General features: G+C 71.6%; 11 protein-coding genes. 7 read left to right on the top strand and 4 right to left on the bottom strand.

Annotation, left to right across the window (positions count from 1 at the left end; translation table 11 throughout):
* Positions 1-94: 94 nt before the first annotated feature.
* Positions 95-628 (bottom strand): TerD family protein, encoded by a 534-nt coding sequence (locus ACZ60B_RS20110; protein ID WP_469388718.1) that lies wholly within the window; start codon positions 626-628, stop codon positions 95-97.
* A gap of 154 nt (positions 629-782) precedes the next feature.
* On the opposite strand from ACZ60B_RS20110, the gene ACZ60B_RS20105 reads away from it, so the two are divergent.
* From ACZ60B_RS20105 to ACZ60B_RS20095, 3 genes are all read left to right on the top strand, one after another.
* Positions 783-1,388, top strand: coding sequence for a YdbC family protein (locus ACZ60B_RS20105; RefSeq protein WP_469388716.1), 606 nt, complete (start codon positions 783-785; stop codon positions 1,386-1,388).
* Positions 1,389-1,667: 279 nt separating this feature from the next.
* Positions 1,668-2,327, top strand: a complete 660-nt coding sequence (locus ACZ60B_RS20100) for a histidine phosphatase family protein (protein WP_469388715.1) — start codon at positions 1,668-1,670, stop codon at positions 2,325-2,327.
* Between the two features lie 41 nt (positions 2,328-2,368).
* On the top strand, positions 2,369-3,277 hold the full coding sequence (locus tag ACZ60B_RS20095; protein ID WP_469388713.1) for an ADP-ribosylglycohydrolase family protein: 909 nt from the start codon (positions 2,369-2,371) through the stop codon (positions 3,275-3,277).
* A gap of 163 nt (positions 3,278-3,440) precedes the next feature.
* Here the strand turns inward: ACZ60B_RS20095 and ACZ60B_RS20090 are convergent, their stop codons facing one another.
* The gene (locus ACZ60B_RS20090) at positions 3,441-4,988 is read right to left on the bottom strand and encodes an MFS transporter (protein ID WP_469388711.1); all 1,548 of its coding nucleotides are present in this window, start codon (positions 4,986-4,988) and stop codon (positions 3,441-3,443) included.
* Between the two features lie 188 nt (positions 4,989-5,176).
* Between ACZ60B_RS20090 and ACZ60B_RS20085 the strand changes: the two genes are divergently transcribed.
* The 3 genes from ACZ60B_RS20085 (at position 5,177) to ACZ60B_RS20075 (ending at position 7,281) form a co-directional block, all read left to right on the top strand.
* Entirely contained in the window at positions 5,177-5,800 is a 624-nt protein-coding gene (locus ACZ60B_RS20085; RefSeq protein ID WP_469388709.1) for a TetR/AcrR family transcriptional regulator, read from the top strand.
* 81 nt (positions 5,801-5,881) lie between these two features.
* Positions 5,882-6,583 carry a ribonuclease HII gene (locus ACZ60B_RS20080; protein WP_469388707.1) on the top strand — a complete coding sequence of 234 codons (702 nt, stop codon included), beginning with the start codon at positions 5,882-5,884 and terminating at the stop codon, positions 6,581-6,583.
* A 68-nt stretch (positions 6,584-6,651) separates the two neighbouring features.
* The gene (locus ACZ60B_RS20075) at positions 6,652-7,281 is read left to right on the top strand and encodes a hypothetical protein (protein ID WP_469388706.1); all 630 of its coding nucleotides are present in this window, start codon (positions 6,652-6,654) and stop codon (positions 7,279-7,281) included.
* Positions 7,282-7,789: 508 nt separating this feature from the next.
* Here the strand turns inward: ACZ60B_RS20075 and ACZ60B_RS20070 are convergent.
* Together ACZ60B_RS20070 and ACZ60B_RS20065 are read right to left on the bottom strand one after the other, a co-directional pair.
* A complete protein-coding gene (locus ACZ60B_RS20070) occupies positions 7,790-8,410 on the bottom strand; it encodes a hypothetical protein (protein WP_469388704.1) in 621 nt (206 codons plus the stop codon).
* Between the two features lie 305 nt (positions 8,411-8,715).
* Positions 8,716-10,881: a RecQ family ATP-dependent DNA helicase gene (locus ACZ60B_RS20065; RefSeq protein ID WP_469388702.1), complete on the bottom strand. Its 2,166-nt coding sequence runs from the start codon at positions 10,879-10,881 to the stop codon at positions 8,716-8,718.
* Positions 10,882-11,075: 194 nt separating this feature from the next.
* On the opposite strand from ACZ60B_RS20065, the gene ACZ60B_RS20060 reads away from it, so the two are divergent.
* Positions 11,076-12,590: a DUF4192 domain-containing protein gene (locus ACZ60B_RS20060; RefSeq protein ID WP_469388700.1), complete on the top strand. Its 1,515-nt coding sequence runs from the start codon at positions 11,076-11,078 to the stop codon at positions 12,588-12,590.
* Positions 12,591-12,689 lie beyond the last annotated feature (99 nt).

Here is a 12,689-nt window from a genome sequence, read left to right as displayed (position 1 = left end):
AGGCAACCGGCGCCGGGTTCCTGAGAAGAGGGGTGCCGACCACGTGTCGGCGCCCCTCTTCCCGTCGGCGCCCGCGGTGCCACCGGGGCGTGGGTCAGGGCCTCTGCTGCCGGCCCATGGTCCGGGTGAAGGTCGCGGGGTCGCCGTCGAAGCCCTCGACACCCGGGTGGAAGGCCCAGCCACCCGACGGGTCGCGGACGAACTCCGCGACCGTCGCCGCCGTCGAGCCGAGGACACCGCCGAAGTCCTCCTCGGCCAGGACCTGGTAGCCCTCGCGTATGCGCAGCCCCGGGTTGAGGACGCCGACGAACGTCCGGTCGGCGGTGCGCTGCTGGATGACGACGCCGACCACCACGCGCGCGTACCGGGCGTCGAGCCGGTCGAGCTCCAGGGTCATGACCTCGTCCCAGCCGAACCCCTTGCCGTCCTTGCTGTCCCGGTTGAGGTAGATCGTGCCGTCGGGGGAGCGGCTGTCGAAGTACACCGCATAGGCAGGGGTGCCGTGCGGATCGCCCGCGAGATAGGTCGCGGCGACGATGTCCAGGTCGGTGGGAGGTTCCGCCGGCGGACTCGGATCCCACTTCAGCGCGACTTCGACCTTGCGGATGCCTTTGCTGAGGCCGCTCACCGAACTCCCCTTCCCCGTGCGCCCTGCTGTTCTCGGGCCGAACTGCCCTTTCCGCAGGGCCGTTTGTCCATCCTGCCACGCGCGCGTGGCGATCGGGCGGCTGCTCTCGGCCGCACCGTGACGGACGCCACGCTCCGGGCCGTACGATGGCGCGGTGCTGGTCAAGTGGATTCGCTGCACCGTGGTGGACCGCCGCGGCTTCGAGCGGGGGCAGCGAAAGTGGGCGGGGCTTCTCGGCGAGCCGGGGTTTCGGGGGCAGGGCGGGGGCTGGAGCAGGGCACGGCCCTCGGTGGCGCATGTCTTCGCGTTCTGGGAGAGCCGCGCCTTCTACGACTCCTTCATGGCCCGTTCCCACGACCGGCTGGCGGCGTCCCAGGCCGGCACGTTCAAGGACAGCCAGGTCAAGCTGTTCGACCACCGCTTCGACGTGAAGACCGGTTTCGAGCCGCGCTTCACCGACGCGGACCTGATCCGGGTGGCTCTCTGCCGCGTCCACGAGGAGCGCGCCGAACACTTCACCCTGATGCAGGAGAAGGTCTGGAACCCCGCGATGGCCGGTTCGCCCGGCATGATCCGCGGACTGTTCGGCGAGGCGCCGGGGCCCGAGTTCCTCGTCCTGTCCATGTGGCGCTCGGAGGCCGAGCACGGCAAGTACCGCACCGAGCGGGTGGAACGGCTCGCGCTGCGGGCCCAGTTGGAGGCGGACGTCGCCGCGCTGACCGGGGACATCGTGGAGATGGAGCCGGGCTGGACGGTGTGACGAGCGCCGGGACGGTGATCGGTGCCCTTCTGCGCCGTCGTGACGCCGCGTCGTCGTTTCGTCGTAGGGACTTCGGTACGGCGATCGAATCGAATTTTCGTACGATATGCGGCGTGCGGATCGGGTGCTTTCGTGCGGCTTCGACGCGGTCGACCTGGGCCGCGTCCGGTTCGGTCGACGTGGTGCTGATGTGGCCCCAGGTGTGAGATCTGTGTGACCTACGCCGTATGCGGGCCGTAGAAGTCTTCGCCGGGCCGTCACTCGATCTAGGGTTTTGGCATGGCACGACCACGGCGCATCGTCCTTGTCCGGCACGGCGAGTCGACGGGCAATGTTGATGACACCGTCTACGAGCGGGAGCCCGACCATGCCCTCGCCCTGACCGAACGGGGCTGGCGGCAGGCCGAGGAGACGGGCAAGCGGCTGCGCGAGGTGTTCGGCCGCGAGCGCGTCAGCGTCTACGTCTCCCCCTACCGCCGCACCCACGAGACCTTCCGGGCCTTCCACCTCGACCCCGAGCTCATACGCGTGCGTGAGGAGCCGCGGCTGCGCGAGCAGGACTGGGGGAACTGGCAGGACCGCGACGACGTGCGGCTGCAGAAGACCTATCGGGACGCCTACGGGCACTTCTTCTTCCGCTTTCCCCAGGGCGAGTCCGGCGCCGATGTGTACGACCGGGTCGGCGGCTTCCTGGAGAGCCTGTTCCGCAGCTTCGAGGACCCCGACCACCCGCCGAACGTGCTCCTGGTGACCCACGGACTGGCCATGCGGCTGTTCTGCATGCGCTGGTTCCACTGGACGGTCGCGGAATTCGAGTCGCTGTCGAATCCGGGGAACGCTGAGGTCAGGATGCTCGTTCTGGGGGACGACGGCAGGTACACGCTGGACCGGCCGTTCGTACGCTGGCGGGATCCGGAGCCGTACGGGATCACCGGATAGATCCGGAACCGTACGGGATCACCGGATAGAGTGGGAGAGCGATGACCTCTGATTCCTCACGCGACGGGCGCCTGGACCGCGCCCTGGCGAGCCTGCGCGGACTGGCGGTGGGGGACGCGCTGGGCTCGCAGTTCTTCGTGCCCGCGAACTATCCCCTGCTCACGCGGCGAGAGCTGCCGTCCGGCTCCTGGCAGTGGACCGACGACACCGAGATGGCGTGCTCCGTGGTCGCCGTCCTGGCCACCCACCACCGCATCGACCAGGACGCCCTGGCCCGGTCCTTCGCCGAGCGCCACGACTTCGACCGCGGGTACGGCCCGGCGGTCAACCGCCTGCTGCGCCTCGTCCGGGAAGGCGGCGACTGGCGCGAGCTGGCCGCGGCGCTCTTCAACGGACAGGGCTCGTGGGGCAACGGCGCCGCGATGCGGATCGCCCCCCTGGGCGCCTACTACGCGGACGATCCCGAGCAGGCGACCCACCAGGCGGAGATCTCCGCCTATCCGACGCATCAGCACCGTGAGGCCGTCGTCGGCGCCATGGCCGTCGCCGCGGCCGCCGCGCTGGCGGGCGCCCCGGGCGGGCCGCCCAGCGCCGAGGAGCTGTTGGACGGGGTCGTCGCGCTGATCCCGAAGAGCGCCGTCGGCGCGGGGCTGCGGCGCGCCCGGAGCATGCTGGACTACGGGGACGCGGGCACGGTCGCGGCCGTGCTGGGCTGCGGACGGCGTACGACCGCCCATGACACGGTGCCCTTCGCCCTCTGGTCGGCGGCACGCGCGCTGGGTGACTACGAACAGGCGTTCTGGACGACCGCACAGGTCGGCGGTGACGTGGACACGACCTGCGCCATCGTGGGCGGGGTGCTGGCCGCGGGCAAGGCGGGGGCACCGCCGGCCGGCTGGCTGGAACGGACGGAGGCCCTGCCGGACTGGGCCGTGCCGACGTCTTCGTGAGGTCGGGACGCTTCCTGACGGTCGCGCGGCCGTGACGTACGGAGTGCACGGGCGGTTCTCGACCGCCGCGGACGTGATGCGGGGGACCGGACCGCCGGCGGCCCTGCCGTCGGTCCGCCGGGTGCGGCCCGGTCACCCCTGGTGCGTCGAGGGACCGGCCGGATCAGCCGGCCGTGGGGCCCGCCGTTCCCGCGAGCGCCTCCAGATCGCTCCGGCGGACCCGGATCACCAGCCAGGCCGTCACCAGGGCGAGCAGGGCCATGGCGGCGGCCGGGACGAACGCGGTGGAGATGCCCTGGGCGAGTACCTCGTGCCCCCAGGGCGCGGGCAGTTGGTGCGTCCTGGCGAACTCCGCCTTCTGCTCCGCGGAACCGTCGGCGAGGAACTTCGGCAGCTGTTTCTCCGCCTCGTTCTTGCTGGCCGTGCCGAACACGGTCGTCAGAATGGACAGACCGAGCGAACCGCCCACCTGCTGCGTCGCGTTGAGCAGCCCGGACGCGGCGCCCGCCTCGTGCTGGGCGACCCCGGAGACCGCGGTCACCGTCACCGTGACGAAGTTCAGCCCCATGCCGAAGCCGAACACCAGCATCGGCCCCAGCACCCCGCCCGCGTAGGAGCTGTCGGGGCTGATGAGGGACTGCCAGGCGAGCCCGACCACCACGAGCGCGGAGCCGGTGAGCAGGAACGGCTTGGGGCCGAGCACGGGCAGGAAGCGTTGCGACAGCCCGGCGCCCACCGCGATCGCGGCCGTCACCGGCAGGAAGGCGAGACCCGCCTTGATCGGGCTGTAGCCGAGCACGTTCTGCACGAACAGCACGATGTAGAAGAACATGCCGAACATCGCCGCCGCCAGGCTCAGCATGATCACGTACGTGCCCGAGCGGTTGCGGTCGGTGAACATCCGCAGCGGGGTGATCGGCTCCCGTGCCCGCCTCTCGATGAACACGAAGGCCACCAGCAGCACTGCCGCGACCCCGAAGGAACCGCGGGCGAGACCGTCCCGCCAGCCTTCCTCGGCGGCTCGGATGAAGCCGTAGACCAAGGACGCCATGCCTACCGTCGAGGTCAGCGCGCCCGCGATGTCGAAGCGTCCGGGATGCCGTTCGGACTCGTTGATGTAGAGCGGGGCCAGTACGGCGATCAGCACACCGATCGGCACGTTGACGAAGAGCACCCAGCGCCAGTCGAGCCACTGGGTGAGCATGCCTCCCGCGAGCAGGCCGATGGCTCCGCCGCCCGCGGACACCGCGGCGAACACACCGAAGGCCCGGTTGCGTTCCGGGCCCTCCGGGAACGTGGTGGTGATGAGCGCCAGCGAGGTGGGCGACGCGATCGCGCCTCCCATGCCTTGCAGGGCGCGCGCCGCCAGCAACTGCCAGGGCTCCTGGGCGAGTCCGCCCAGGAGCGAGGCGAAGGTGAACAGCAGGATGCCGGTCATGAACACCCGGCGGCGGCCCAGGATGTCTCCTGCCCGCGCGCCGAGCAGCAGCAGCCCGCCGAAGGTGAGGGTGTAGGCGCTGACCACCCAGGTGAGATCGGTCGTGCTGAATTCGAGCGCGTCTTGAATGTGCGGGAGAGCGATGTTCACAATCGTCGCGTCGAGTACCACCATGAGTTGGCAGGCCGCGATGACGGTGAGTGCTATGCCGGGATGCCCCTCCCGGCGAGCCGCTCCTGGCTTCTGGTTCTGAGTCAACTGAGAGGTTGTCACGATGGGTCCCCCACAAGAGCGTTAGTGAACGCTCGCGTTCACTGTCGCGTCAACGGTAGTGAGTCCCCGATAGTGAACGCAAGCGTTCACTTAATGCTTTGCCGCTCGGCGTGTCCCCCCAACGGCGCCGCACGGCACGTCCCCTGTCCCCGGAACACCCGCTTCCCCTGCTCGTTGGAGACGCTCAGATGGTTACTTCGCGCTGGACGGCCGCCCCCGCTCAGGCGGCCTCGCTCCGTCGGCGCGGCGCCGTACTCGAACGCGCGATCCTGGACGCCGCGCTGGAGCAACTCGGCACGGTCGGCTGGAACGGCCTCACGATGGAAGGAGTCGCCGCCGGCGCCCAGACGGGCAAGGCCGCGGTCTACCGGCGGTGGCCGTCGAAGGAGGATCTGGTCGCGGACGCGCTCCAGGCCGGACTGCCGCGCCTGGACGCGGCCCCCGATCTGGGCAGCGTGCGCTCCGACCTGATCACGCTCTGCTCGCAGGCACGCGCGGCGATGTTCTCGCGCCCCGGCCTCGCCCTGCGCTCGGTGATTCACGAATGCGACCAGGCGCAAGCCGAACGCTTCCATCAGGTGATCGTCGAAGGGGTCGTGGAGCCGACCATAAGGCTCCTGCGCGAGATCATCGAGCGTGGTATCGGGCGGAACGAGGTCCGATCCGACGCGGTCAGCAGCTACGTCCTCGACGCCATCCCGGCCATGATGATGTACCGATCGAAGATGTGCGTGAGCGAATGGAGCGATCGGGAGATCGAGGAGATGATCGACCAGCTGATGATGCCGCTGCTGCGTCCCGCCGGTGTCTGAGGGTGCTCCGACGAGGTGCCGAGACCGTCAGGCGAACCGGGGTGTCGCGCGGGGATCGGGGCGGCGTAGGCTAAGGGCGCCATGCCGTACGAACCACCTACCCACACCGTCGAGCGCTCCCTCCGCGCCACGACCGGAGCGAAGGTCATTGCCGGTGTCGACGAAGTGGGGCGCGGTGCGTGGGCCGGTCCCGTCACCGTCTGCGCGGCGGTCACCGGACTGCGCCGGCCCCCGCAGGGGCTCACCGACTCGAAGCTGCTCACCGTCAAGCGGCGCAACGAACTCGCCCTGGAACTCCGGACGTGGGTGACGTCGTACGCCCTGGGTCACTCCTCTCCGCAGGAGATCGACGACCTGGGGATGACGGCGGCGCTGCGGCTCGCGGCGGTGCGCGCCCTCGACGCCCTGCCGGTCCGGCCCGACGCGGTGATCCTCGACGGGAAGCACGACTACCTGGGCGCGCCCTGGCAGGTGCGCACGGTCATCAAGGGCGACAGGTCCTGCGTGGCCGTCGCGGCGGCCTCGGTGATCGCCAAGGTGCAGCGCGACAAAATGATGGCCGAACTCGGCATCGACCATGCAGACTTCGGTTTTGCGGACAACGCGGGCTATCCGTCGCCCGTCCACAAGGCCGCACTGGAGGAGCGGGGCCCCACCCCGTACCACCGGTTGTCGTGGGCGTATCTTGATGCGCTGCCCCAGTGGCGGCATCTCAAGAAGGCCCGCAGCTGGGCGGTTGGAGGCGTTCCGGAGATCGAGGGCCAGCTCGGCTTCGACTTCTGACGATTCCGCTCGCGCCGATGTGTCACCCGCTGACGCGAGCCGCACCAATGTTTGATAGACAACAGCTCATGCCTCTCATTCCCGAGGAGCCTCAGATTCACGAGAGTGCCCAGGGTCCCCGCGCGACTCCGGCCAGCGGCCGTACTGCGTCGACCCCCCGCCCCGTACCCGGCCCACGTCCCGCGGCGCCATCACGCCCCGGTCGTCCCGGACCTCTTCGGCCCGTGCCGCCGGTGCAACGCACTTCGCGCGACGTGGCCAAGCCCGAACCGTCGGGCCCCGCTGTTCCCGTCCCCGCCGCCTCGGCGACTCCGCAGCTCCAGCTGATCCCGGCTTCGGCCGGGGGCGCGCTCGACGCCGCGGAGGAAGCCGTGGATCTGCTCCTGGACTCGGGTCGTGCTCCCGGTGACGTTCTTGTGCTCACCACCGGCGATCCGCACCCCTGGGCCGCTCACGAGCTGTCCTTCGGTGAAGCCTCCTACTGGGCGCAGCACGACGCGCGAGACGACGTCTTCTACACCGACGTCACCATCGCGGGCCGTGCGGGATCCCGTCCCGTGGTCGTCGTGGCCGTCAACGGCGGCCCGGCCGACGCTGCCGCCTCCGCGCTGTCGCTCGCTCGGGCCAAGGCCGGTGTGCTGCTGATCGTCTGCGGCGACCCGCAGCAGATCGACAAGCTGCCGGGCGCGGGCGCCTGAATCCAGCACGTCGGTTCCGGCGGACGCCGGAGCGACGGAGATGCCACTGCGGTGGCATCGGCACGGTGGGCGCTTCGGCATGCCCGGACGACCGTGGGCGTGCGCTCTGGGCGGGCTCTGGCCCGCTCCGGGGACGCCGCCCGGATGCCGCACGGCAGGTCGGGCTCCACCGCCCGGACCGATGGCCGGAACGACTCCTCGACGCACGGCGGTCAGCCGACCGCGCCGTCCGAACGGCGCGTGCGGCTGACCGCCGTCCGCCGTGCGGATCGGGCGGCCGTGCCGGCCGGTGATGTCACGAGGGCGCGACGAAGCCGTACTCCGTACGAAGATCACGCTTCGCACGGTGAAGCCAGGCTCCGTACGGAAGTCGCGCACCACCTGGCAGGAAGCCGTGCGGCTCGCCGAGCGGATGTCTTGCAGGCACGGCGAGGCACGGCCCCGCTGCCGCCGAAGCACCCGGACCGCAGAGGCCGGAACTCCACCGGTGCCGCCGGGCGGCCGGTCCTCAGCGGGCGGCGGCCCGCAGCAGGACCTCCGAAGCGGCGCCACCGGTACGGGGGATGCGTGGCGGCATCTCGGACAGCGCGAAGGGCTCCGGCGCCGAGTCGGCATGCGGACGACGGCCACCACGGCCCTCGCCGAAGACCTGCCAGCCGTCGTCGGTCAGCGTGATGTACGCCCCGCACCGCAGCCCGTGCAGTGTGCAGGCGTCGCGCAGACCCCACATCCAGGCGCCGTCCTCCTCCGTCCAGCGGGCGTCGCCCTCACGGCAGTAGAGCAGCACCGCGGTGCGTACCGGGGTGCGGCGCCGCAGGTCGTGCGGAATGACCCGGCGTAGTTGGGCGAGCAGCGCGTTACGGAACATCCACCCGTCGGCCGGAGCCGACCGGCGGACGAAGGAGGCACTCGCCAGTACGCGTTCCTCCTGGTCGAGCACCGCCACGATCGCCATCGCCGGCCGAGGGCTGTGCCGGGAATGGAGGCCGCTGACGACCTCTCGTGGGCTGCGCAGCAACGGAATCCCTGCGGCGGCCCACTCCGCGGGTTCGAGCTTGCGGCTGACAGAAGCGGCGGACGTGGATGTCGACAACGATGCTGCCGAGGACGGAGCGAATCCGAAGGTCACGGTCCTCCCTTCGGCTACGCGCCCACTGCGGGCGGGTCGGATTCGGGGGAGCGCGCACCGCAGCAAAGCCCTACCTGGTCACGGACGGACGAGCCGTGCGGGGAGCGGACCTCAATTCTTGCTGTCGAACTTGGATGCGGCAACGAGCAAATGGGGCCACCGACCTGTATGTGGCCGTGTGTGACTTATATCCCTACCCCGTGTTTCACCCGGTGATACGTGGGACGGCGCCACACGTCTCGTTCGGCGCTGGTGAGGGAACGGAGCGCGGCGAATTCGATCGCCCGCCCATGTCCGGCGTCCGGTCAGCCCTGCACGGCGAGCACCAGCGGCAGCACCTCCTGAGCGCCGGCCCGGCGCAGCATCCGGGCCGCCATCGCCAGCGTCCAGCCGGTCTCGGTGAAGTCGTCCACGAGCAGGACCGGCCCGCGGGCCTCGGCGAGCGCGGCCGCGAGCGCGGGCGGCACGGCCAGCGCTCCGTCGAGCGCCTTGAGGCGCTGGGCGCTGTTGCTGCGGAAGACCGCGGCGGCGTCCCCGGCGTACTCCATGCCTCCGAGCAGCGGCAGCCGTCCGACCTCCGCGATACGGGCGCCCAGGGACTGCACCAGCCGCGGTCGGGTGCGAGAGGCGACCGTGACCACGCCCACCGGGCGCTGCCGGGCGTCCGCAGCGCCCGAGGCCCAGCCGTCGGGACCCTTCGCCCAGTCGGCCAGCACCCCCACCACGGCCTTCGCCACATCGTCCGGAACCGGCCCGTCGGGGGCCGTGGGCGTGAGCATCGGCCGCAGCCGGTTTCCCCAGCCGATGTCCGACAACCGCCCGAGCGCACGCCCGGAAGCGGCCTGTTCGGCGGCGGGAATCCGCCCCTTGAGCTCCACACCGATCGCCGGCAGCCCCGTGGGCCACATGCGACGGGGCTCCACCTCGACGCCGGCCCGGCCCAGATCGCCTCGCGCGGCCTCCACCGAGACCGAGGACGTGTCGGCGACGAAGCGCGCGCCCGCGCAGTTGTCGCACCGGCCGCAGGGCTTGGCGCCCTCGTCGTCGAGCTGCCGCTGGAGGAACTCCATCCGGCAGCCCGTCGTCCGCGCGTACTCGCGCATCGCCTGCTGCTCGGCCTTTCGCTGCCGCGCCACCCAGGCGTACCGCTCCGTGTCGTAGGTCCACGGCTGCCCGGTGGCGACCCAGCCGCCCTTGACCCGCCGGACCGCCCCGTCCACGTCGAGCACCTTGAGCATCGTCTCCAGCCGGGAGCGGCGCAGTTCCACCAACGGCTCCAGAGCGGGCAGCGACATCGGCCGGCCCGCGTGGGCGAGCACGTCGATGGTCCGGCGCACCAGATCCTCCGGCGGGAACGCGAGCGAGGCGAAGTACTCCCAGATCGCCTCGTCCTCCCTCCCCGGAAGGAGGAGCACCTCGGCATGCTCGACACCGCGACCGGCACGGCCGACCTGCTGGTAGTAGGCGATGGGGGAGGAGGGCGACCCCAGGTGCACCACGAAGCCCAGGTCGGGCTTGTCGAATCCCATCCCGAGGGCGGAGGTGGCGACCAGCGCCTTGACCTTGTTGTCGAGCAGATCGTCCTCGGCCTGCTGCCGGTCGGCGTTCTCGGTCTTTCCCGTGTACGAGGCGACGGTGTGCCCGCGCTGCCGCAGGAAGGCGGAGACCTCCTCGGCGGCCGCCACGGTGAGCGTGTAGATGATCCCCGACCCCGGCAACTCGCCCAGGTGGTCGGCGAGCCACGCCATCCGGTGAGCGGCGTCCGGCAGCGGCAGCACCCCCAGGCTCAGGCTGTCCCGGTCCAGCGGGCCGCGCAGCACCAGGGCGTCCGACGTGCCCCCGGTGCCGAGTTGTTCGGCCACATCGGCGGTCACGCGCGCGTTGGCGGTGGCGGTGGTCGCGAGCACCGGCACGCCTGTCGGGAGATCGGTGAGCATGGTCCGCAGGCGCCGGTAGTCGGGGCGGAAGTCGTGACCCCAGTCGGAGATGCAGTGGGCCTCGTCCACGACGAGGAGTCCGGTGGCGGCCGCCAGCTTCGGCAGCACCTGGTCGCGGAAGTCCGGGTTGTTCAGCCGCTCCGGGCTGACCAGCAGGACGTCCACCGCGCCGGCGGCGATCTCCTCCTGGACGGTGTCCCACTCCTCCGTGTTCGCGGAGTTGATGGTCCGGGCGTGGATGCCGGCCCGGGACGCGGCTTCGACCTGGTTGCGCATCAGCGCGAGCAACGGGGAGACGATCACCGTGGGACCGCTGCCCCGGGCCCGCAGCAGCGAGGTCGCCACGAAGTAGACCGCGGACTTTCCCCACCCCGTGCGCTGCACCACCAGCGCCCGGCGCTTCTCGGCGACGAGCGCCTCGATCGCCCGCCACTGGTCCTCGCGCAGCCGGGCCGCGCCGGTGGGGTCCCCGACGAGGCGGGCGAGGACCGTGTCGGCGGCCGCCCGGAGGTCCGCGTTGCTCGTGTGCTCCATGCGGTCCATACAACACGACCGCACTGACAGGCGGCGGCTGCGCCGGGATCCGCCGGGGTTTCGGCCGGTTTCCTTCGGGATGACGTGTCCCTGATCGGAGTTGTCCACAGGGGCAAGCGGAAATTCGCAGTCCGCGAGATCGTCGGCCCATGACGAATCACGGCGAAACGACTGGATCGTTCGAAAACGGCGACATGGCACGTCACGCGGGCATGGAGCAGCACCACGCCTTCGCGGCTCCCGCCGACACGCACCACGTCACCCTGCGCACCCCGGCCGAACTGGCCGACGCCCTGCCCTATCTGCTCGGGTACCGACCGGAGGACAGCATCGTCCTGGTCGCCCTGCACGACCAGGGCGGACGGGGCCGGTTCGGCGGCAGGGCCCGGCTCGGCATTCCGGCCGGCCCCGACGACTGGGCCTCGGCGGCCCGCCAGCTGGTGCACGGACTGGTGACCGGCAGCGAGCGCAGGGGTCACCGGCCCGCGCAGATGGTCGCCTACCTCTGCCAGGAACCGGGCAAGGAGGAATCGGGCCGACAGGTCATGGAGCGGCTGCGACCCCTGGCCCAGCACATCCGTCTCGAGTGCGGTCTGCTCGACGCACCGGTCGTCGAAGCGCTGTGCGTCTCCGGCGGCCGGCTGTGGTCGTACTGCTGTACCGGCGAAGCCTGCTGTCCGGCCGAAGGCATCGCCATGGGCCTGCCCGGGACCTCCGTACTGGCCGCCGCGGCCACCTACGCCGGACTCCAGGTGCGCGGCACCCTGCGTGAACTCCGGGCCAGGCTGCTGCCCTGGGAGACGGCGGCAGCGCTCGAGCAGGAGGCGGCCCTGGACGACGCCGGCCGGAAACTGGTCCCCAGGATCCTGGACGACGCGAGCCGTGCCCTGGTGGCGGACGAGACCATGGCGCTGGCCCGGCAGGTCATGCGGCGCTACGCCGAGGCGCCCGCCGTCTCCGGCACGCTCCCGGCCGACGGCCGGGACGACGAACTGCTGGAACACACCGAAGCCGCGGTGCTCATCCTCGGACTTCAGGACCGCACCACCCGCGACTGGGCCGCCGCATGGATGGAGGGCGACGAGGCCGGCCCCGCTCTCCGGCTCTGGCGCGCACTCGCCCGCCGCTGCGTGGGGTCCTACGGCGAACACGCGGCCGCGCCGCTCACCCTGGCCGGCTGGGTCGCGTGGTCGACGGGCGACGAGCTGGAGGCCAGGGAAGCGCTGGCCATGGCTCTGGGGGCCGACCCGGAGTACCTCTTCGCCCGGCTGCTGCACCAGGCCTGCAACGAGGGCCTCGCTCCGGAGTCGGTCCGCCGCTGCCTGCGCGCCGAGCGCCTGGAACGCGAGCGCCGCGGCCGTCCCGCGCTCGAGCAGGCCGAACAGGCCGAACAGGCAGTCGAAGCGGGGCCTACGGGGACCGACGTCCGGGCCTCGGACGGGATGACCGAGTCGATCGCCGACGCCGACGCCGCGCCGCTGCCGGGTTCTGCCGCGAGCCCCGCGGCCGCCCCCGCTCAGGCGGAGGGGTCCCGGCGTCGACGTCGCGCCCGCCGGGCCGGTACGGCGGAGGACCGCGCCGGCACCACTGCGCCGGGCCACACGCGTCCGCCCGGTGCCGGGACGGGGAAGGCCACCGGGCGGCGTCGGAGTGCGGGTGGCGCGGGAGGCGTGCGCCTTGGCCGAGGCGAGACCGAGGCGGAGGCCTGAGCCGTCGGGCCGACGGCCCCCGGCCGCTGACGCGCTCCCTCACGCGAGTGGCGGCGGACGGGGCGCGGGACCGTGCCCCGGAGCCGGAGCCGGAGCCGG

The sequence above is a fragment of the Streptomyces sp. NPDC104096 genome (assembly GCF_055584385.1).
This window is presented reverse-complemented; position numbering and strand designations above follow the sequence as displayed.

What these genes read in the sequence shown, in the direction of transcription:
- ACZ60B_RS20100 (WP_469388715.1), top strand. Translation starts at nt 1,668, where the DNA reads ATGGCACGACCACGGCGCATCGTCCTTGTCCGGCACGGCGAGTCGACG.
- ACZ60B_RS20095 (WP_469388713.1), top strand. Translation starts at nt 2,369, where the DNA reads ATGACCTCTGATTCCTCACGCGACGGGCGCCTGGACCGCGCCCTGGCG.
- ACZ60B_RS20085 (WP_469388709.1), top strand. Translation starts at nt 5,177, where the DNA reads ATGGTTACTTCGCGCTGGACGGCCGCCCCCGCTCAGGCGGCCTCGCTC.
- ACZ60B_RS20080 (WP_469388707.1), top strand. Translation starts at nt 5,882, where the DNA reads ATGCCGTACGAACCACCTACCCACACCGTCGAGCGCTCCCTCCGCGCC.
- ACZ60B_RS20075 (WP_469388706.1), top strand. Translation starts at nt 6,652, where the DNA reads ATGCCTCTCATTCCCGAGGAGCCTCAGATTCACGAGAGTGCCCAGGGT.
- ACZ60B_RS20065 (WP_469388702.1), bottom strand. Translation starts at nt 10,881, where the DNA reads ATGGAGCACACGAGCAACGCGGACCTCCGGGCGGCCGCCGACACGGTC.
- ACZ60B_RS20060 (WP_469388700.1), top strand. Translation starts at nt 11,076, where the DNA reads ATGGCACGTCACGCGGGCATGGAGCAGCACCACGCCTTCGCGGCTCCC.